This window comes from Segatella albensis DSM 11370 = JCM 12258 (genome assembly GCF_000426565.1).
Classification (GTDB): Bacteria; Bacteroidota; Bacteroidia; order Bacteroidales; family Bacteroidaceae; genus Prevotella; species Prevotella albensis.
Map to the genome: position 1 here is coordinate 1 of NZ_AUFP01000027.1, position 22,219 is coordinate 22,219.

18 protein-coding genes, 1 rRNA gene and 1 pseudogene are annotated in these 22,219 nt (G+C 39.5%); 8 read left to right on the forward strand and 12 right to left on the reverse strand.

The features are described from left to right. Positions 1–178 (forward strand): annotated as a pseudogene (locus tag K333_RS12980) (IS256 family transposase); the annotation flags it as partial. A 161-nt stretch (positions 179–339) separates the two neighbouring features. Here the strand turns inward: K333_RS12980 and K333_RS0109370 are convergent. Next, positions 340–1,560, reverse strand: a complete 1,221-nt coding sequence (locus tag K333_RS0109370; protein ID WP_024990645.1) for a 3-deoxy-D-manno-octulosonic acid transferase — start codon at positions 1,558–1,560, stop codon at positions 340–342. Between the two features lie 5 nt (positions 1,561–1,565). Then, positions 1,566–3,083, reverse strand: coding sequence for a glutamate--tRNA ligase (gene gltX, locus K333_RS0109375; protein ID WP_024990644.1), 1,518 nt, complete (start codon positions 3,081–3,083; stop codon positions 1,566–1,568). Positions 3,084–3,195: 112 nt separating this feature from the next. On the opposite strand from gltX, the gene K333_RS12285 reads away from it, so the two are divergent. Both K333_RS12285 and K333_RS0109385 read left to right on the forward strand, forming a co-directional pair. Beyond that, complete coding sequence (locus K333_RS12285) at positions 3,196–5,277, forward strand: HD family phosphohydrolase (protein ID WP_051230928.1); 2,082 nt, start codon at positions 3,196–3,198, stop codon at positions 5,275–5,277. A 162-nt stretch (positions 5,278–5,439) separates the two neighbouring features. After that, positions 5,440–7,005, forward strand: a complete 1,566-nt coding sequence (locus K333_RS0109385) for a membrane protein (RefSeq protein WP_024990643.1) — start codon at positions 5,440–5,442, stop codon at positions 7,003–7,005. An 11-nt stretch (positions 7,006–7,016) separates the two neighbouring features. On the opposite strand, the gene priA is transcribed toward K333_RS0109385, so the two are convergent. The 7 genes from priA to K333_RS0109420 all read right to left on the reverse strand — a co-directional run bounded on the left by priA (position 7,017) and on the right by K333_RS0109420 (position 15,901). Further along, positions 7,017–9,287 carry a replication restart helicase PriA gene (gene priA, locus K333_RS0109390; protein ID WP_027452614.1) on the reverse strand — a complete coding sequence of 757 codons (2,271 nt, stop codon included), beginning with the start codon at positions 9,285–9,287 and terminating at the stop codon, positions 7,017–7,019. A gap of 74 nt (positions 9,288–9,361) precedes the next feature. Continuing rightward, on the reverse strand, positions 9,362–9,976 hold the full coding sequence (locus K333_RS0109395; protein WP_024990642.1) for a porin family protein: 615 nt from the start codon (positions 9,974–9,976) through the stop codon (positions 9,362–9,364). Positions 9,977–10,151: 175 nt separating this feature from the next. Continuing rightward, positions 10,152–11,153 carry a type IX secretion system ring subunit PorN/GldN gene (gene porN / locus K333_RS0109400; protein ID WP_024990641.1) on the reverse strand — a complete coding sequence of 334 codons (1,002 nt, stop codon included), beginning with the start codon at positions 11,151–11,153 and terminating at the stop codon, positions 10,152–10,154. Between the two features lie 22 nt (positions 11,154–11,175). Next, a complete protein-coding gene (porM, locus tag K333_RS0109405; protein ID WP_024990640.1) occupies positions 11,176–12,732 on the reverse strand; it encodes a type IX secretion system motor protein PorM/GldM in 1,557 nt (518 codons plus the stop codon). Positions 12,733–12,737: 5 nt separating this feature from the next. Next, the gene (porL, locus tag K333_RS0109410; RefSeq protein ID WP_024990639.1) at positions 12,738–13,481 is read right to left on the reverse strand and encodes a type IX secretion system motor protein PorL/GldL; all 744 of its coding nucleotides are present in this window, start codon (positions 13,479–13,481) and stop codon (positions 12,738–12,740) included. Between the two features lie 6 nt (positions 13,482–13,487). Further along, positions 13,488–14,936: a T9SS ring complex lipoprotein PorK/GldK gene (gene porK / locus K333_RS0109415; RefSeq protein WP_024990638.1), complete on the reverse strand. Its 1,449-nt coding sequence runs from the start codon at positions 14,934–14,936 to the stop codon at positions 13,488–13,490. Between the two features lie 26 nt (positions 14,937–14,962). After that, entirely contained in the window at positions 14,963–15,901 is a 939-nt protein-coding gene (locus K333_RS0109420) for a PorP/SprF family type IX secretion system membrane protein (protein WP_024990637.1), read from the reverse strand. A gap of 218 nt (positions 15,902–16,119) precedes the next feature. Here K333_RS0109420 and K333_RS0109425 point away from each other — a divergent pair, with 218 nt between their 5' ends. From K333_RS0109425 to K333_RS13225, 5 genes are all read left to right on the forward strand, one after another. Continuing rightward, positions 16,120–16,944: a LytR/AlgR family response regulator transcription factor gene (locus tag K333_RS0109425; protein ID WP_024990636.1), complete on the forward strand. Its 825-nt coding sequence runs from the start codon at positions 16,120–16,122 to the stop codon at positions 16,942–16,944. 112 nt (positions 16,945–17,056) lie between these two features. Then, positions 17,057–19,108: a TonB-dependent receptor gene (locus tag K333_RS0109430; protein WP_027452616.1), complete on the forward strand. Its 2,052-nt coding sequence runs from the start codon at positions 17,057–17,059 to the stop codon at positions 19,106–19,108. Further along, positions 19,089–19,577 carry a hypothetical protein gene (locus tag K333_RS12735; protein WP_027452617.1) on the forward strand — a complete coding sequence of 163 codons (489 nt, stop codon included), beginning with the start codon at positions 19,089–19,091 and terminating at the stop codon, positions 19,575–19,577. Before K333_RS0109430 ends, K333_RS12735 begins: the two co-directional genes overlap by 20 nt. A 47-nt stretch (positions 19,578–19,624) precedes the next feature. Beyond that, positions 19,625–20,227 carry a CPBP family glutamic-type intramembrane protease gene (locus tag K333_RS0109440; protein ID WP_161624566.1) on the forward strand — a complete coding sequence of 201 codons (603 nt, stop codon included), beginning with the start codon at positions 19,625–19,627 and terminating at the stop codon, positions 20,225–20,227. Beyond that, positions 20,224–20,391: a hypothetical protein gene (locus tag K333_RS13225; protein ID WP_154653036.1), complete on the forward strand. Its 168-nt coding sequence runs from the start codon at positions 20,224–20,226 to the stop codon at positions 20,389–20,391. The genes K333_RS0109440 and K333_RS13225 overlap by 4 nt, the downstream gene beginning before the upstream one ends. Positions 20,392–20,918: 527 nt before the next feature. Here K333_RS13225 and K333_RS0109450 read toward each other — a convergent pair. The 3 genes from K333_RS0109450 to rrf all read right to left on the reverse strand — a co-directional run bounded on the left by K333_RS0109450 (position 20,919) and on the right by rrf (position 22,052). Continuing rightward, complete coding sequence (locus K333_RS0109450) at positions 20,919–21,140, reverse strand: DUF2795 domain-containing protein (RefSeq protein WP_024990632.1); 222 nt, start codon at positions 21,138–21,140, stop codon at positions 20,919–20,921. 144 nt (positions 21,141–21,284) lie between these two features. Then, positions 21,285–21,866, reverse strand: a complete 582-nt coding sequence (locus K333_RS0109455; protein ID WP_024990631.1) for a hypothetical protein — start codon at positions 21,864–21,866, stop codon at positions 21,285–21,287. 73 nt (positions 21,867–21,939) lie between these two features. Further along, positions 21,940–22,052, reverse strand: a 5S ribosomal RNA gene (rrf, locus tag K333_RS0109460). Positions 22,053–22,219: the final 167 nt, after the last annotated feature.

Sequence of the window (22,219 nt, forward strand, 5' to 3'; positions counted from 1 at the left end):
TCAGATACGCAAGGTCACTAAGAATAAAGGTGTATTCCCATCAGATACTGCCTTGGAGAAACTCGTTTATCTGGCCTACCGTAATATCAGTGAGAAGTGGACTATGCCCCTTGCGAACTGGGCACTAATATCTCAACAATTGGCTATAAAATTTGGTGATAGATTTGAAATTATGTAACTTTGCTGCCAGGAAGGCTCCTCATCTGGAAAACACGATTAGAAATCGTGTCCCCCATCTGAGGTTAATATAAAAAGGACAATAGCCTTGACACAGTTCAACTTACACTACCAATAAAAAAAAAGAAAGGTAATTCCTGATTAAGAATTACCTTTCTTTTTTTATAATTTTATATAGGATAAAATCTTATGCGTGGCACCGGAAAGGCTCTCCACATATTTACCAGCCTGTTCACTAGCCTGCTTAAGTGTACTTTCCGACTCAAAAGCTTTCATAACATGACAGAAAGCATCGAAATCGATAATTTCAAATCCACCACCATGTCGAAGAAGTCCCTGAGCCTCCTGAAACTTTCTATTGTTTGGTCCAAAGATAACAGGAATATTCCAGACGGCAGCCTCTAACGTATTATGGATTCCTACGCCAAAACCACCACCGACATAACTTACTGTGGCATACTTATATATACTACTTAGAAGTCCGAAACAATCAATAATCATAATCTCGGCATCAGAAACATTATCTACGGTCGATTGCGAATATCTTACAACTTTTCTGTCTTCTATCAAGTTATATATCTTACGAAGATGATCTTCAGCTATCACATGAGGAGCTATAATGACCTTCCAATCTTTATGTTCAGCAAAGAACTTTAAGAAGATTTCCTCATCAGGCATCCAACTGCTTCCTGCAACAAAGACTTTCGGAGCATCACCAACAAAAGAATCTACAATCGGTAAATCCTTTGAGGCTTGTTTAATCTGTAACACACGGTCAAAGCGCGTATCTCCTACAATCTCTACATTCTCCAAGCCAATACCGTTAAGCAGTCTCTTACTTTCTTCGTTCTGTACAAAGAAATAATCAAAGCATGAGAGGACCCTTCTGTATTGCACACCATACCAGGCGAAAAAGGCCTGTTGCGGACGAAAGATACTACTTACACTGTAAACAGGAATATGATGACGTTTTAAAGTCTTCAAATAGTTATACCAGAACTCATACTTTATAAAGAATACTTTCACAGGCTTTACCATCTTTACGAAACGAATAGCATTTCTAAGCGTATCCAATGGTAAATAACAAATGATATCAGCTCCGTCATAATTCTTACGAACCTCATAACCAGAAGGAGAGAAAAAAGTAAGAACTATCTTATATTCAGGATGCTCTTTACGAATTTGCTCCATCAAAGGACGTCCCTGCTCAAACTCACCCAAAGAAGCAGCATGAAACCAGATGTATTTCACATCTGGTTCCAATTTATCTTTTAATATTGAGAAGGTTTGATGTTCACCTTCCCACATTTTTCTTACTTTCTTGTTAAAGACAGAAGCTATAGCAACCCCTATCCAATAAAGACTAATAAAAAACTGATACATACTATTTATTTAAGTATCTCAATAGCACGCTTCAGGCGATTAATTGTTTCTTCCTTACCCAAGAAAGCTGAGATATCAAACATACCTGGACCCTTACCAATACCAACTAAGGCAAGACGGAATGCATTCATCACATCACCAAGTTTATAGTCGTTATCTTCAACCCACTTCATGACAACAGGTTCCTGACCTTCAACAGAGAAATCTTCAATATTCTGAAGTACATCAACAAGTTCGCTCATCTGCTTTGCAGAATACTCCTTCCAACGTTTCTTGACAGTCTTTGCGTCATACTCTGAAGGTGCAATAAAGAAGAATGAGCACAAAGGCCACAGCTCCTTGACAAAACTTACACGGTCCTTCATCATATGAACAACTTGAGTAATTCTATCCATTGTTGTATCAACACCATTATTAGCAACAATAGGAGCAAACAGAGAGGCTATTTCATCATCGCTCTTGCGTAAGATATACTCATGATTGAACCACATACCCTTCTGGTAGTCAAACTTAGCACCATGCAAAGAACATTTTGTAATATCAAAAGCCTTAACAAGTTCATCCAAACTAAACAACTCTTGTTCCGTTCCTGGGTTCCATCCCAATAATGCCAAGAAGTTAACAACAGCCTCTGGGAAGTAGCCACTCTCACGATATCCAGAACTGATTTCTCCTGTCTTAGGATCGTGCCATTCCAATGGGAATACAGGGAATCCCAATCTATCACCATCACGTTTACTCAACTTACCCTTGCCTTCTGGTTTCAGCAACAATGGAAGGTGTGCAAAGCGTGGCATAGTATCCTCCCAACCGAAAGCCTGATAAAGAAGAACATGAAGTGGAGCACTTGGCAACCATTCCTCACCTCTAATGACATGAGTGATTTCCATCAAGTGGTCATCAACAATATTTGCCAAATGGTATGTAGGGAGTTCATCAGCACTCTTATAGAGGACTTTATCATCCAAGATATCGCTCTTGATACAAACATCACCACGGATCATATCATTTACATGCACATCAACACCCGGCTCTATCTTGAAACGAACCGTATACTGATTTCCGTTCGCAATCAAAGTCTTCACCTCTTCGTCTGACAAAGTGAGTGAATTTCTCATCTGCAAACGCGTATGAGCATCATATTGGAAATTCTTGATTTCTGCACGTTTTGCCTCTAATTCTTCTGGTGTATCGAATGCAATATAAGCTTTTCCGTTATCAAGCAACTGCTTAACATACTTCTTATAAATTTCACGACGCTCACTCTGTCTGTATGGACCATGCTCACCACCAAAGCTGACGCCTTCATCAAACTTTATTCCTAACCACTTGAATGATTCGAGTATATATTCCTCTGCACCAGGAACAAAACGATGAGAATCGGTATCCTCTATTCTAAAAACAAGTTCACCACCATGCTGGCGAGCAAACAAATAATTATAAAGGGCGGTTCTAACACCACCGATGTGTAATGCGCCCGTAGGACTTGGTGCAAAACGCACCCTAACTTTTCTTTCTGTCATCCTTTATAAATGAACTAAGTTATTATTTTTGTGCAAAATTACATATTTTTTTGCAGTTATAGCGTATTTTTTTTGTATTTTCGCAAATGATAATATAATAATAGCAGAAAGCATGAATATTTTTAGGAAAAATAAAGATTTCTATTGGCGTAATTTGCTAACAAGAACCGCATTAGTAGTTGTTACCGTAGCTATTATTTCTTGGTTCCTACCGCGTAACGAAGGCCAGCAATTTCGTTATGATATTGGCAAGCCTTGGATGTATGGGGCTTTTATCGCCAAGTTCGACTTTCCTGTATATAAAACTGACGAAACCATCAAGAGGGAAAGAGACTCTCTGATGAGAATTTTCCAGCCTTACTACAACTATAATCCTTTGGTAGAAAACCGACTGATCAGTAAGTTCAAGGATGACTTCAAAGAAGGTATTCCGGGTCTACCCAAAGAATACGTAGACATCATAGCCAACAGACTGCATCATATCTATGAGGCAGGTATATTAAATACGCCAGAATATAATCAGTATGCAAAGGATTCATCCAATACAATCCGAGTGATCATTGGCAAACAGGCACAGAACAGACAAATCAAATCTCTATATTCTACTCTCAGCGCGTATGAAATGTTATTTCATGATAACCTCTTAAACAAGCAAAGAGCTATTCTACAGCAATGCAACTTAAATAATTACATTGCTGCCAACCTCAACTATGACAAGGTTAAAAGTATGACCGAACAGGACGAGCTGTTAAGTAGCATACCACTTGCCAGTGGCATGGTGATGAGTGGCCAGAAAATTATAGACCGAGGAGAAATCATTGACGACTATGCCTACCGTGTGCTAAATTCCTTTGAAAAGGAGATGAAGAGAAGAAGTGCCACAAAAGCAGAACTAACAACAACCGTCATCGGACAAATTCTATTCGTCTTGATTCTCGTAATTCTCTTCACGATGTTCTTGGCATTATTCCGAAAGGACTACTTCGAAAAACCTAGGAGTATAACAATGCTATATACAATGATAACCATATTCCCTATTTTGGTTTCATTAATGATGCAACACAACATCCTCAGTGTCTATATCATACCATTCGCGATGGCTCCGATATTCATTCGAGTGTTCATGGATTCAAGAACAGCATTCATTACTCATGTGACCATGATCTTGATATGTGCAGCAGCTGTCAAATATCAATATGAATTTATCATTGTTCAACTTGTTGCAGGATTGGCTGCAATATATTCCTTACGTGAACTTTCAAGCAGAGCACAGGTTATCAAAACTGCATTATTAGTAACGATGGCAAGTGCTGCTGTATATTTTGCCATGCAACTCATGCAAAATAACGATTTGATGAAACTTGACAGATCCATGTATATTCACTTTACGGTGAATGGCGTATTCCTCTTACTTGCTTACCCTCTCATGTATCTCATTGAGAAACTATTTGGGTTTGTTTCAAATGTTACACTCTTCGAGTTATCAAATACAAACAAAGGTCTATTAAGAAATCTAAGTGAGATTGCCCCAGGCACATTCCAACACTCCATCACTGTTGGTAATCTTGCCGCAGAGATCGCTAACAGAATCGAAGCTAACAGTTTATTAGTACGTACCGGAGCTTTGTATCATGATATCGGAAAGATGAGCAACCCTGTCTTTTTCACGGAGAACCAGGCTGGCGTAAATCCTCATGAGAGGATGACCGAACAAGAGAGTGCGCAAATTATCATCAACCATGTTTATGAAGGCCTGAAACTTGCGGAGAAATTCAATATTCCAACGATCATAAAGAACTTCATCACAACGCATCATGGTACTGGTATCGCTAAATATTTCTATATTAAATACAAGAACAAGCACCCAGACGAAGATATAGATATTAGCCAATTCCAATATCCTGGCCCTAACCCATTTACAAGAGAACAAGCAATACTTATGATGGCTGATACCGTAGAAGCCGCTTCTAGGTCTTTAACTGAATATACGGAAGAAAGTATCACAAATCTAGTTAATAAGCTTATCGATTCTCAAGTTTCAGAGGGGTTCTTCAAAGAATGCCCTATTACCTTCAGAGACATTGCCTTAGCTAAGACTGTACTAATCGGACGACTCAAGTCTATCTATCATACACGTATATCATATCCAGAACTTAATCATGGAAATGACATAACCGTCAGCGAGCATATTTAAGTCTGATCATAAATAAACAAGGGGTCGAATTGTGCACAATTCTATATTTTTGTGCACAATTCGACCCCTTAATTATTAATATACGTTAAACGAATATTTGCAAATATAGAATTACAGAACAATATTTGTAATTTTGCGACCAATTTATTTAAAGTATTTAAGATGAATAAGTTAAAATTAGTTCTTATAGCCTTATTATTGGGGAGTATCACTCCTGCAATAGCAGGTGGTTTATTAACCAACACGAATCAAAATGTAGCATTTGACAGAATGCTGAGTAGAGATGCTTCTATCGGCATCGACGGTGTTTACTCAAACCCTGCCGGTGTCGCATTTTTAGGTGACGGCATCCACCTTTCTTTGAATTGGCAACTTGTTTTCCAAAGTAGAACTATTAAAAACAATTATCCATTGTTTGCAAGAAATCAGGAGAACAACAGTACAGAGAGAGAATTCCGTGGACACGCATTTGCTCCGGTATTACCTTCCATCCAGGCAGCATACAACTGGAAGAACTTCTCTTTCCAAACTATGTTCGGAGTAACTGGCGGTGGTGGTAAATGCACCTTCGACAATGGTCTTGGTTCTTTCGAAAAGATTGTCTCTGAAACTGCTGCTGGAGCTACAGAACTTGCAGGCGTTGTTGATCATGCACTTGGCACTAAGTTGTTTACTTCTGACAAAATGTTTGGAGATAAAGGCACATATAGTTTCAACAGTTTTATGCGCGGTCGCCAATATTACTATAGTTTGTCATTAGGAACTGCATATAAGATGAACAAAAATCTGGCTTTTTATGCTGGTATCCGCGGCGTATACGCATTAAGTAACTATTATGGTTATGTACGCGATATAAAAGTTGGTAACATGCCTCTTTATCAGGTTCTTGATCCATCAAAGACTAATGCCGCAGATATTGAATTGAATTGCGACCAGACAGGAACTGGCTTTACTCCAATCCTCGGTATAGATTATAAACTGGGGCGTTGGAACTTTGCAGCCAAATATGAGTTCAAAACTCGTATGCGTCTGAAGAACGAATCTGTCAATCAGGCTCCAAGTATCGGTAACCTTGCAGACAATCTGTCTGCTGTCGTCGTAAAGGCTGCTATGGCTAATAATATGTCACAAGCACAGGCTATCGAATATGCAACACAAAAGTTGGGAAACAAGGAAGTTGTCGGAGCTATGGGAATGCTGAAGAATCAATTTGATAGTAAGTTAGCTGAAGCAACAGGCGAATTCGAAGATGGTAAAAGTATCGCTGGAGATATTCCTGCTTTGTTGACTGTTGGTATAAGTTACAACCCTATCGACCCATTGCGTATCAACGCTGGTTTCCACTATTTCTATGATCGTCAGGCTACCTCATACAATCATAAAGAGGACAAGCTCAAGAGAGGTACTGTAGAATATAATGCAGGTGCAGAATTCGACGCAAACAAATTCATCACTGTTAGTGCTGGATGGCAGAAGACTTCATACGGAATGACTCCTGAGTATATGAATGACAAGTCATTTGTTACAAGTTCTAACTCTTTGGCTGCTGGTGCATGTCTACATGTAAGCAAGAAAATCGACGTAAACATTGCCTACTTCCATACCTTCTATTCTCATTACAAGACCAATGAGGACATTTCATTAAGTAACAGCCAAAAGATTACATATAATTCAGACTACACTAGAAACAACAATGTATTTGGAGTAGGTGTAGACATAAAATTGTAAAACATTCATAACTACAAAGGATCTACATCATAGTAGATTTGTAAAACTCCATAACGCGGGTTCTTTATCATTTGCTCTTGGGCATGATGAAGATACCCGCGAACTTTTTTGTAATCGATACCTATCTCCAACTTAATGATAATTCTCCGGATAAAAAGTGTTTTAACCCTTGCCACAGCAGGCTTGTCTGGTCCCAAGACTCTTTCACCAAACCAACTTTTCAGTTTATTTCCGAGTTCGTATCCTGCTGAAGAAACAACATCTTCCTTCTTGTGTTTCAGGAACACTTCTATCAGTCTATAGAAAGGTGGATAATGAAACATCAGACGCTCTTGTAACAGATTTTTATAGAAGCCCTCGAAATCATTGTCTACGACCTGAGAGATTATAGGTAATTCCGGAGACTTCGTCTGTAAGAGAACTAATCCCTGTTTACCCTTTCTTCCTGCGCGCCCACTAACTTGAGACATCATCATAAAAGCATGTTCGTAGGCTCTGAAATCCGGATAATTCAGCATATTATTGGCATTCAAGATACCAACGACACTTACATTATCAAAATCCAAGCCCTTGCTAATCATCTGAGTTCCTATTAATAGATTTGTCCTACCCGAGGAGAAATCATCTATCAACCGCTCATACGCATTTCTCGTGCGCGTTGTATCCAAATCCATCCGGGCAACTCGTGCTTCCGGGAAAAGTTCTCGAATATAATCCTCTATTTTTTCTGTTCCATATCCTCTGCTTGTCAATTCTGTACTTCCACAGTTAGGGCACTCTGTCGGAATCCGATAAGTGAAACCACAATAATGACATGTCAACTGGTTCAGGTTTTTATGTAAAGTCAATGAGACATCGCAATTATCACATTTAGGAACCCATCCGCAGACTTTACATTCTATCATCGGAGCAAAGCCACGCCGATTTTGAAATAGAATCACTTGTTTTCCTTCTGCCAACGCATTTCTCACAGCCTTCAACAATTCTGTCGAAAATGGTCCCGACATAACTTTCCTTCTCTGGCGATCTTTGATGTCTATAACTTCTATCTTAGGAAGTTGAATATTATTGTATCGCGTTTTTAACTTCACCAGCCCATATTTACCAATCGAGGCATTATAATAGCTCTCCATAGAAGGTGTAGCTGATCCCAATAAGGTTTTTGCTCCACTCATCATAGCGAGAACAATTGCTGCATTCCTTGCATGGTAACGAGGTGATGGATCTTGCTGCTTAAACGAGGTTTCATGTTCCTCATCAACAATAACTAAACCCAGTTTCTGGAAAGGTAACAAAACTGCACTTCTTGCACCAAGTATAACATCATAAGGTTCATCCGATAATTGCTTCTTCCATATTTCTACACGCTCTGCGTCACTATACTTTGAATGATAGATGCCGAGACGATTACCAAATACCTTTTGGAGGCGTTGCATGATCTGAACTGTCAAGGCAATTTCCGGAAGAAGATACAATACCTGCTGATGAGCTTCTAATGCTTTTTTGATAAGATGAATATAGATTTCTGTCTTTCCACTCGAAGTAACACCATGAAGTAAAACGACAGACTTTTCCTGAAATTGCCTTAGAATCTCATCATATGCTATCTGTTGAGCTGATGCAAGCACTTTTATACGATCCAGATGAGGTTGACTAACTGTATTTAATCTTCCTACTTCCTTTTCGTAAGAATAAAGAATACCACGATCCAACAAGGCCTTTATTATCGCAGATGTACAATGACTTACATTCATCAATTCATCACGAGTAATCTCCTGAATCTGTTCCTTCGGTACCGTATTTTCAAGGGTATCCCAGTGACTAAGGGTAAGAAAATCTATCAATACCTTTTGCTGTTTGCTTGCTCTATTGAGGATGTTCAGCAGTACTTTCAAGGATTCCTCACTTCGATATTTTTCAACCAAACCAATATACAGTTCCATCTTTGGTTTGTATTTATCTAAAGACTTCAATCCCAAAGGCAATGCCGCATGATATACATCACCTAAAGGTGACATATAATAATCAGAAATCCACTTCCATAATCTCAACTGACTATCCAAGACTATAGGTGCTCTATCAAGAACCTCAATAATGGGTTTGCATTGAAATTCTGGTTTGTTTTCATGAATATGATCAACCAATGCTATATATTTCTTGCTACGACCAAGAGGAACTAAAACTCTTACTCCTTGCGCAACAGAATCAACAAAATCTTCTGGAAGGGAATAGGTAAAAGTTCCCTCCAAAGGTAATGGCAATATAACATCAACATATTTCATAGACTGCAAAGATAACAAAAAAGCAGATACTTTAGAACAAGTATCTGCCTTTTATATATTAATTTCGTTAATTCTTAGAAGAAGTATGCTAAAGCAATCTGCCATGAATTGTTATGGCTCTTGTCGCTCTTGCTAATCTTTTCACTAACCTTCTGCCAATTTGCATCTGCACTCTTTCCACATGCTATATTATAATTTGCTGTTACCTGAAGATGCTTTGCCAAGGTTGCACCAAAGCCTAGGTTTACACTGAAATTTGATTTCTTCAAAGAATAGCTGCTACTATCATTCCACTTAAATTCTGAGTCACCAACATTAATACCCCACTGTGGACCAGCAAAAGCAAAAACACTGGCAACATCGCCAAGACCTATGCCATAACGAAGGTTTACTGGGATGGCAAGCTGTTGTTGCTTTACTTTCTGACTTTCATTTTCTACTGTTACATCTGCTGCACGATAGTCATATAATGCAGAAGCATCAACTCCTAATCCTACCAAAGGAAGACTAATCTTCACTGTAGGACCTACGAACCACCCTGTCTGATTTGATGCATCAAACACGCTTTCACTGAAAGACATATTTGTGACATTCAAACCTCCTTTTACTCCGAAATTAACCTGAGCTTTTACCTGACTTGCACATAGTAGACCTAATACTGCTAGTGCAAAAGTAATCATCTTTTTCATTTTTTATACTTATTTTTTTTTAGTATTACGAGTATTACTCTCGCTTTTATGATATCTTTCTAAATTGAATAATATGCGTTGTTTTACGCAGTTAACTTCGTAGCCTTACGCGAATAACTTTATCAGCTTATGAAGTTAACTATACAAGCTTACGAAGTTAACTGCGTAAAAACGATCAATGACGTTCACGTCTGACCGTTACTCGAGCTGCTTTCGGGGATGTGAATCCAGAGGTAGCACGACGATTTCTTACACGAGTATATGTTCTTCTGTTCGCTTGGGACTTTATCTTATTATCCCATCCATTAACGCGCTCTATCGAATCTCGTTTCGTCTTATCTCCCCATATATTTTTCTCAAAGTCGATTAGCTCTTGCTCTATTTTCTTCTGTTGTGCTACAACAGCTGTATCGCCAGAACCATCTTGAGCCAAGGTCTTGCCAAGCATATTTGTGGTCTTATATATTTTACCATCATATAGGTTCAAGGTAAAGTAATCATCTATACTCATCACTGCAGCATTATTTAGATTACTGGTCATCATCTGTTGTTTTGCAAGATATGGGGCTAAATCATCGTACTTGATCCAAAACAATGGATAAGCTGTTGCTCCATCTCCAAAATCATCCTCTCTGTACATGATAGGACATAAAGCCATAACCTTTCGATGGAACGTGGAGGTGTTCTGATCATAATATGCACATTCCTTCAGATAATATGCCTTGACCTCTTTTGAGGGAATGTCACTATTATCTATAAATACACCACGATCTTTTTTCTCGTAATAGATGTGGTAATTATCAAGAAAGTCTTTTGGTTTGACACGGGCGGTCTCATCAAACGACTCATTTCCATCCAAACGATATTCATAGACATGGATATTTCCACGCATCATCAATTTAAAAATGTAAGTAAACAGGTTCATCTGATTACCTACAGGTTCAACAGGATAATATAAACCTGCATTGGCATCTTCCATAAGATTCAACTTACGATATATATCACGGCGCCATACGACATCTTCGGGCATTGAGGCCATCGTAGGAAACATGATTTTGGCTCGTTCTGTCATCTTATGGACGTTTTGTTGCTGGGCTTGAACACGTCTAGCCATTGGCTGAGCCTTAGAGACACCTGCCAAACTGACTAATAATATTATAATAAATATCTTCTTCATTACTAATATATTTACTGTGTTATTATCTTACGATTACTTCCATTGAACCTGTTAAGGTTCTGGTAATTCCATCAGGACCTACTGCCCGAACGTGATTAATATAGAATCTTCGATTTCTTGATAGTTTCCTAAACTGTTCTTTCTGGCGACTCGAAAATGAAGAGCCTTCTGAAATCATTGGAATTGCATTTCCCATATTATCAAAGAATACGGTCTCAAAACCTATCACTTTAAATGGAATATCAAGCAAGCCATCATCGATAGCTGCATGAAGACCTGCTGTATTCATCAATATGGCTTTCGATAGAGGTCCTCCCTTAAATCGGTTAATTCCTATCGATAGATATGCCATTGGATCTGGTAATTTCCTGACATGAAACATAAATGGTCCCACATTTCTGGAAGTCTTACCATCACGACCAACAACACGAATGGAAACATCTTGCCCTACAGCTCTCGGTATAATCGTATAATGACCATTTCCTTTAGCATGAACTGATGCGCCGGATGCTATAAGACTAACGGAATTCTGCGAAATTCCCGGCATACTAACACTTACCGGATTGTTATAACCGGCATAGAGTACATTCATCAAATCCGCAGCAACAGTAGCTGTACTAGGAACTGGTATCACATTATATTTCTGTACGAAATTGCGTCGCAAAAAATCACCTACAGCATTCTTCATCATGATATATCCACTAAACTGATGTTCTCCTACTCCTCCTGCTGTAAATGTGTATTGACCATTTGGGGTATTTAGTCTTGAACCATTTACATATATCGTTGGCTGTTGTGTGGTATCAACTGCTGCCATGACTATGTTTGCCTTAAATCGCTCACCAGGATACAAGACGGTCTTTTCTGGTATCACAAATGCTTCTAGCTTATTAACACGAATATCTTTCATGTCAATCTGGGATACTAATGTATGAAGGACTTCTCCTTCTGCATATCTTACATCATTCTGCAACTTGGACAAGAGCGTCACCGCGGCTGCTACAGGCATATTCTCAAACATATACTCTTGCCAACTCTTTCCTATCGTACCTACAGACCTCGGAACTGAAGTTGAGAGATTGGTCGCTATGATCTTATGTTGATAAGAATCTGTTACCAAACTTAGAATTTTATCACGATATGCATTGATTGATGAATAGAGTTTTTTGCCCTTACCGGTAATAGGAGACAGCATCACTGTTCCTGCTGCTTCTAAATTTCCTGTATTCTTTATCTTCTTTGGATCTCCATCAGCTCCATCGGCTTCTCTTACAATTTCTACTTTTAATTCTTGCAAGAAATTAAAAAGTGAATCACTCATACGCTTCACTTCCGTTGCTTTAGCAAACCAAGCCTGAACCTTTTCTGGATTGGCTTGCATCTGATTGGAGAATTGTGAATAAATGCGTTCGTTTTCTGAAGATGCACTTGACGTTGTACGATTCAAACTTTCCTCAACAACAGAAAAGCCATTTAGTACTTCCGTTGAAATATTCAATGCAAGCATTGCCATCAGGACGATATACATTAAGTTTATCATCTTCTGGCGAGGGGTTACTGGGCGTTTCTTTATTGACATCGAATTTAGATCTTTTGATTTGAACCGTTATAAGTTGTCGCATTCATATTTACGGTCATCGCACCAATCATACGTGCATAAATACTATTCAACTGTTCTATCTGCTCTGCCATCTTCTTTGTTTGTTCATTAATCAAATCGATAGTTCCAATCTGTTGACTGGCCCCTTTCAACTGCATTTCATAAACTTTACTGATTCCTGTAAGCGTGCGATTCAGGTTTTCCATCTCTTCACTATCTCGTGTCAATCTTAAACTCTGTTCATTTACTTTGTTTAGGGTCTCTACAAGTTTTTGTAACTGCTCAACATATTGTTTTTGAGCATGATTCAACGTTTCTGCTTCGTCCCCACTCATCTGTGGGACATAAGTTGTATGATTTGAAACTACTGATATAGTCTCTTCTGCTTCCGGGGTTCTTACATTCTCCGTTTTCCTGTACTGGTCTTTATATTCTACCTTACCAGTTTCCAGGAATTCTTTAGTCACCCGACTTGGTAACTCTCTGCCATCGGCTGTCTTATCAAAAGGACGGTCGAAGGCTGACAAGAAGAACACCACGACTTCTGTTCCCATACCTACAAATAGCATGATATTTGCAAAAGGCAAATAGGTTAATTTAAAAAGTGCACCTAATATAACGATAGAAGCACCCCAGCTATAAGCATAATTCAAGAAGGTTTGCCCCTGAACGGTATCCAACCACTTCTGTAAACGATACACGACATTATATTTACTATAGTTTCCCATTATCTTCTATTTTTTGCGTCCTTTTGATCTTTGACTTGAAGTTGTTGCTAAACTCCTCACACATCTAAATCCGATATACGAACGAGGCTGATTCTGGTATTCCCAACTCCTCCAAGCGCTCCGGATATAGCTCTCTGGATCTTTCCATGATCCTCCTCTGACACACTTTCTCTTCAAATAATATGGATCTTCTTTTGCTGCATTATATTTTAATTGAGGATTTAAATCGTTCATGGCATTTACACCGGCCTCTGTATAAATGGTACTTGTCCATTCAGCTACGTTACCTGCCATATCGTACAATCCATTACTATTTGGTGAGAAGATTCCTACTTTGCTTGTTATCAGGTTTCCATCTTCGGTATAATTTCCACGGTCTGGTTTGAAATTGGCATAATAACATCCTTGACCATTCTTCACACTTTCATTTTCCCAAGGGAATTCATTACCAGACTTGCCACGGGCTGCATATTCCCATTCTGCTTCTGTAGGAAGTCGGTAACGTTGTATGTATTTTGCTTCTTCTCCTAGTCCTTTCAGAAGATAGTTCGTTCGCCATGCACAAAAGGCATTTGCCTGTTCCCATGTCACTCCAACAACTGGATAATCATTATAGGCCGGATTACTAAAATAAGATCTTAAATAGGTTTCATTATCTGAATTTTGGAAATCGTTTACCCAACATGTTGTATCAGGATAAACATTCACAATATATGTGTTTAGAAAATCCCATGGTCCAGAAAGTGGACGATCTATCGTCTCATTATGGATAATTCCTTCGTCATCGACATAAGCTGTATCCTTGGAAATCATAATAACTTCATTAGGATCTACAGTTTTATCTGTATTCAGATTACGCTCTTGTGGGCGGATTCTGTTTCTACGAAGAGCTGCTGAAGCGTAATCATAGATTTCATATTTATAATTCAACTGTCTCCAGTCTATAAGTTTTTCCCCAGTTACAGGATTCGTAACATAAAGACTCTCCCAAGCTCTTTGCTCATCTTCATTCAACTTCTTTGGAATACGCTTGTTCCAATTGATACGAGGGGTTATAGGATTACCATACTTATCTTCTGTAATCATGTAACTTTCGTCTCCTCCATAATTAGGGTCTGCTAACCTCGTTCTAAAGATGGAATCTTTTACATATTCTACAAATTGTTTATATTTTGAATTTGTAACTTCAGTTTCATCCATCCAAAATCCATCTACAGAAACTTCCTTACAAGGAATTTTCTTTCCCCATAATGAATCCTGTTTTTCTAATCCCATTCGTAGAAATCCTCTTTCTACTTTTACCATTCCATATGGAACTGGCTCACTGAAATTCTTTCCGCTGACTCCAACAACTTCACCGCCCAAACCTGATAAAGACGCATTTTGAGCACCCATACAGCCATTGAGCGATATTAGCATAGCCAAAGCAATAAGATTCAATGTTATTCTCTTCATATATTCTGAATTATACTTCGTTTCTATTATAAAATTCTCACACTCTTATGGAGGTTTTTCCCTTTCTTTATCATGTTAATGTCTGTCTGATAACCTATGAACAATTCATGACTTCCATTTCCTTGACTTTGAAAAGATGTATACATTTCATAACTATACCCTAAAGTTACACCATGAAATTTTCCTCCTATCATAAAAGTTAAAGAATTGGATGGACTATAACCAAATCCTCCATACATCATTTTTTCATCATTCGAATAAATTAATCGTGTTGATATATCTCCACGATAAGTTGTACCATCTGACCTTAATAAGACTGATGGTTTCACTGTAAGAAACGGATTTCTAAGTTTTATATTGTATCCACCTGTCAAATAATAGGTTGCATGAATTTGTAAATCATTCGTTGAACCTAATTCTATCTGTGGGGAATTAACATGTTGTATAGAACCGCCTACATAATATGAGTTATGGACATAATACAATCCGACGGCAAGATCTACTCCATTACCAGATATTTGAGAAGATGGAAATGCGGGATCATTAGAATCGGACAAATCTACTCTTGTACCATCAAAGGTCTCGCTTAGAGCTGCCACTTGAACACCAATACCTAATGAGCCACCAAACATTTTCTGCTTATAAGAATATTGTACTCCGAGTTTTTGATGCGTGAATAATCCAATTTTATCATTTAATAATATAACTCCAGCACCATGATATTGATTCAGAAAAAGAAAAGGTAAATCAACTGACAGTAATGCTGCACGGGGATTGTTTTCAAAACCCGAAAAATCCATAGCATAGGCAGCGGATATATTTAAATGGGATGTTTTACCAACAGAAGCTGGATTAAACGACGTCTCTAAATCAAAATAATGACTAAAAGACGGATCATACTGAGCATTCATCTTTATCAAGAAAAATATCAGCAATGATAATATACAGAAAATCTTCTTAAACACAATAATATTAACGCAGAAAACAAAGATATATTGCAGAAAGACCACTCTTATACAATAGACTGACGTTACAAGATGAAAACTGTTACACTACTATACTATATATAATATGTAACCCTATCGATATATTCGATCATATGAAAAATTAGCGAGATAAACAAAACTACTATTGCTTTTCTCCCTATTTTTTTTGTACCTTTGCACTGTAAACAATAGAAGTTATGTCATTCCTTACACGTACATATCCGTTTAAGCAGAGTGAGCATTTGCTGAGAGACAGCATCGTTTACGGTGTCATTATCTGGGCGATATTTTGGCTGTTGCAACCGTTTGGATTCAGCATGTATAGCGGAAACAAATGCTTGGTGGCAGCGTTATTCGGGCTTGTCACGTCGTGCTGTTATGCGCTCTATGGATGGACTGTCTCCAAACGTCTGCATCAATTCGTCAAGCCTTGGCGTATCTGGCATCAAGGGTGTCATGTGCTCGGACTGATATTCTTCATCGCCATCTGCAACTTTCTCCTGTTCTCTTTGCTCTTCCATTATCCCATCACTATCGGCATCTTCCTTCTGTTCCTGTATTGGACAATAATCATTGGCGTCATCGTAACTGTGCTGACAATCGGTGTTGAGTACAATCAGAGTCTGAGAGACAGAATGGAGGCTCTTCTTAGTAATACGACGGAGGAACAGGAGGACATTTCAATAACTATCCACGATACAAGCGTTCGAGGAAACGACCTCACGATTCCCATCAACAATCTGCTTTATATTGAAGCACAGAAGAACAATGTCTCCGTCTGCTATCTGAAAGACAACAAGCCAACAAACTTGGAGGTTCATACTACGCTGACTGCTGTGATTGAAGAATTGAAAGCCTACGAGAATATTTTCCAGTGCCACCGTTCGTTTGTAGTCAATGTGAACAATATCACGTCGGCCAAGGGCAACTCCAACGGCTATCAGCTGACACTCGGGGCATGTACGAACAGCATACCGGTATCCCGCTCGTTTGTGCCTCGGCTAAAGTCTTTTATCGCTTAGTCACTCGTCCGCAAACTTAGTCATTCGCCATCTGGCTTAGCTTTCCATCAGCGGTTTTAGCTGTCTGTCACAGATATTTGGAGGCTTCGGTTTCTTGCCGTATCTTAGCGGCATGAAACATCGAATTGCACATATCGTTTTAATGCTGTTGGCTGTCTGCAATCTGACTGCACAGGCCACCATTTCGGGTATTGTTACCGACGGACATAAGCCGCTCGCTGGTGCCAACGTATTTATATTAGGTACGATTGACGGATGCCTCACCGACTCCCTTGGCCGATTCTCGTTTACGACCTCGCAAACAGGTGAGGCAACCCTCAAAGCCACTTTTATAGGCTATAAGGACTATACGCTGACAGCTGACATCAGCCTCATGGACAATCTCACCATACAAATGAACGAGCAGACAACCACCATCAATGAGGTTATTGTAACTGCCAGCACGTTCAGTTTCGGTAAGAGTGATAACTTCAAGACGATGAACGCGCTCGACGTGGTGATGGCTGGCAACTCATGTGGTGACATCGTGGCGGCACTACAGACGCTGCCTGGAACGCAGAAAGTTGGCGAGAACGGCAAATTGTATGTACGTGGCGGCGAAAGCGATGAATGCCAAACATTCGTGAATGGGATGCATGTCCTCGTGCCTTACAGTACTAACACGGAGAATACTGCTATTCGTGGACGCTTCTCGCCGTTCCTGTTCAAAGACATCAATTTCTCATTAGGCGGCTACAGCGGTGAATACGGTCAAGCACTTTCATCCGTACTCTCCATGGAAACAACAGATGCAGCAACAAGCGACAAATTCGGTGTGAGCGCATCCTTAGTTGACTGGAACATTGGCGGCACCAAAGCTTATCAGAACAGTAGTCTGTCGTTCAATGCTGCACTAACCAGCATGGGACTATACGATCGGTTGTTCACGCAACGACAGGAATTTACTCGTCCATATCGTAAGTTATCAGGCGAAGCACAATATAAAAAGGAGTTCAACGCTTCGAGTGTGTTGAAGTCATACGTCGGTTATGACTTGACATTAGTCAGACAGCATATAGACGGGCGCAACCTTTTATTGAAGGAGCATAACATCTATGCCAACGTCACCCATTGTGCTTCGATAGGACGTGGCTACAGCCTCTTTACGGGTGTTGCCAATTCTTCTGTGTTGACTGATATTGACAATGCTCGAATGGTTGGCGACCATTATCATAATTTCCGAAATGAAGTGCATCTGAAGGTCGAAGTTCGCAAGGTTTGTTCAGACGTGTTAAAGGTGTCGACTGGCGTAGAAGACTATATCCGAAACAGCACGATGAGATATGACGCCTACCATTACCTACTCAATTACAACATCCTCGCTGCTCATATCGATGCACAGTGGCGCATCATTCCCCGCGTATTTCTCAATGCCTCGGCAAGAGCCGAGTTTATGAAATCTGATTGTTTGCTAATGCCGAGGGTAACGCTCAGTTATATACCCAACAAGTATCTGCAATTTTCCTTAGTTGGTGGTCGCTACAGTCAAACCTTAGCTGACGATTATTTGGCACAAAGCCGAGGTGAGTTCAGCCAAAGGACTGCCGACCATGCCATCTTCTCCATGCAGTATAAATCAGATGCCACGCTTCTGCGCATCGAACCCTATTGGAAGAAATACCACCATCTTCCTTTGCTAGAGGATGGCGTTTATCGGCCTCATGGTTATGGTACAAGCCGAGGTGTAGATGTCTTCGTTGAGGATCATTCGCTCGTCAAGCATCTGACGACCACACTTTCCTATTCATTCAATGATTCCGAACGACTTTATCTCGGCTACACCGAAGTGCAGACACCTGACTATGCCTCACGTCACAACCTGCGTCTGACAGCTAAATACGCCATCGGTAAAGCCATTATCGGACTGGCAGAATCATACGCCAACGGACGACATTTCCCCACTGGCACCACACCGCATTACAACAGTGTGGACGTTAACCTAACTTATCTGCTGAACCCTAAGGTCATCATCTATACTTCGTTAAACAATATCTTCGGTCGCACCAACATCTTCCGTTATGACGCGAGCGCTAATCCTGTCGTACCTTCCTGCGACCGTTTCCTATATATCGGCATTCTTGTTTCACTTAAAAATAGTAAAGCGTATGACATTTCTAATTTCTAAACATCGTGTGTTCGTTATCGCCCTCTCCATGATGGCATTAGTAAGTATCCAAGCCCAGCAGCCCGCACAGTCGGACATGCTCAACAACGTAGCCAAAATGAAGCGTATCGAGGCCATGCAGCCTGATAGCATTCAGCTAAAGTATCAGCTGGCCCTGCAGAGCCTGTCTTTTGCAGTAACCTATCCCCATGCCCCTCAGACAGAAAATATGATTGCTGAGGCCGAACAGGCCATCGCGAAAATGGAACAGATGAAGCATGGAGACCAGTCGGACATCTGTACCCTTCGCGGCTTTCTCTACATGGTGCGCATCGTACAGAATCCCGCTCAAAACGGACAACGTTACTATATCGACGTGATGCAGAACTATGAGAAAGCCCTGAAACTCAATCCTAACAATCAATTGGCCAAACAACTGCAACAGAAATTCCTTGAAGGAATGAAACAGCAAACGGATAAGCAAAAATGAGATTGGTTTACAAAGATATTCATTTCGGCGCAATAGCATTGTTTTACATGATAGCTTTATCTTTGCGTCTGATAACACTGGCGGTTGGCAACAAGTATCCTTCACTTTGGGAGAACTATGCCTTCCAACTTTCCACTGGTCTTGGTCCAATCTTTGGAGCGCTTGTTGCTATGGCTATTTTCAAGCGTAAAACGGAGTACACTATCACAGGCAAGTCTATTTGGAAATCCATTGTAACCATAGCAGTGCCATGCCTCACATTCAGCATCATCGGAGAATTAAACATGGGCATATTATGCTTATTAGCTTTTACATATGGACTATTGGAAGAATACGGCTGGAGAGGATTCTTGCAATATGAACTCAGGAAACTACCAATGTGGCAGTATGTCCTTATTATCACAGTTGTGTGGTTTCTGTGGCATTTGGATTTGAATCAACGCAACGTATTGCCATTTTTCTTGCTTCTACTTTTCGCCTCCTGGGGAATTGGAAAGATTGCGACTGATACCCATTCGCTGCTCTTTTGCTCTACATTTCATGGCATCGTGAACTTCTCAAAACACGGAATGCTCTCCGACACACCATTTCTTATAGCTTTCATCTGCATTATCACATTTTGGATATTTATATGGTACTTCGTAAAATGAAACAAGCAAAACTTCTCTTCCTCCTGATTGCCGCCCTCGCATTTGCCTCTTGCGACAGCGACAAACCAAGATATGCCGACCCGGAGGCGCACGAAAAGACAGTGAAGCTGAACGAGCAGTACGAGCCACTCATGGTCGGTACATGGCACTACGAGAACATTTGACCTTAGGACTGGCCTTGTCCCAGATTTCCGAACAGAGCAGGATCCTGTCACCTCCATCGAAGCTAAGGAAGACTTCATCCACATCAGAAAAAGAAACTGTTCGGAGTTTCCGAACAGTTTACATTTTACTTTCGAACTTGTGCATTTATTGCACAGGTTGCTTTTTTCCTTTCAATGTTGCTAATGTACTTTCCTTCCCACTCTCATCAATAGTGGAAAGGATAGTGGGAACATAAGGAATCCTATCGTCCTTAGTAAAGCAGCCCCCAAAGCGGTATCTTCTTTCCGTCACCTATATCGACGCCATCGCTAATAACGTAACTGTCTTCAATTCCTTTTATCTGTTTAAAACCTTTATTCTTTCCTTTTTACTTTGAAAAAACAAATAATTCACTCGTTTTTTACTTTCGAAAGTTAAAAACAAAAGAAGGACAGATGATATAATAGTGATAAAAACACCAGCGAGACAAACAAATAAAATTTGCTTATCTCGCTGATTTTTAACTTATTAACTCTAAATCAGAGCCTTAATACTCATCTTCATTCCATAAAAAATCATCCTTTGTTGGATAATCTGGCCAAATATCTTCAATACTCTCATATACTTCGCCATCATCCTCAATCTCCTGCAGATTCTCCAATACTTCCAAAGGTGCACCAGAACGAGTCGCATAATCAATCAACTCATCCTTTGTTGCAGGCCATGGTGCATCTTCAAGCTTAGAAGCTAATTCTAGTGTCCAATACATAGTCTTTAAATTTACACGATTTTTATTTGCGTGCAAAAATAATAAAAATTATTTTATCCACAACAATTTATATTGAAAAAAATAGGGACTACTCCATCAATAAATCTTAAAACAATAACAATATCAGGAAAATATCCACAAAAATTAAAAATTAATAATATATGACTGCTTATAAAGTGATAAATCAAAACAAATTATGCCACAATAATACAAATCAAAAGTAATACCACAACAATCATCACTAGAAAGAGTAACCCAACGAGGATCTAATCTCTTGTTCCGATAAATGTCTTCAACTATTAGAATTGTCTTATCAGTTACTATACTATGCAATTTCTCTATACCAAGTTCATATATCTTATTTAAAGACAATATGACCAAATCATATTTCAAAGATGCAAAATGAGCATCTCCGATAGATAAAATATCACAATTTTGACAAGCAGTATGCAGATAACTACTTAGGAGTTTTTCAGATTCATGACCGACTAAAACTTTTGCTGGTTGAACGAAGTTTGCTATTCTAAAATACAATTCGAGTAACTTACGTTCTATAACCGGAACATTAGGAAAACAATTCTTTAAATCAGCATAAGCATAATAAGGATAATGCTCATTTATGACATAACGTACGAAAGCATAAGTCCAAGGAGATTGTATACCAAACCCTCTGGAATATGAGCACCTACGGAGCCAAAGAAGAATACGCTTAATAGTACAAATCATGACATAATAAAATCAACGATGCAAATATACGAAAAAAGCCCCGAATACTTTCGTAATCGAGGCTTGATTTAAAAGGAGGCGGTTACCTACTCTCCCGCATTGCATTGCAGTACCATCGGCGTAAGTGGGCTTAACTTCTCTGTTCGGAATGGGAAGAGGTGGGACCCCACCACAATAACCACCTGATATGGCTTATGACATCCTTGCACACAAGCAGCTTATAAAATAACCTGTATCTACTTTCTACTCAACAACAAAAAGCATAAACTCTTTAGAAAGTTTCGGGCAATTAGTAGTGCTCGGCTTTGACGTCACCGTCTTTACACCTACACCCTATCAACGTCATCGTCTTT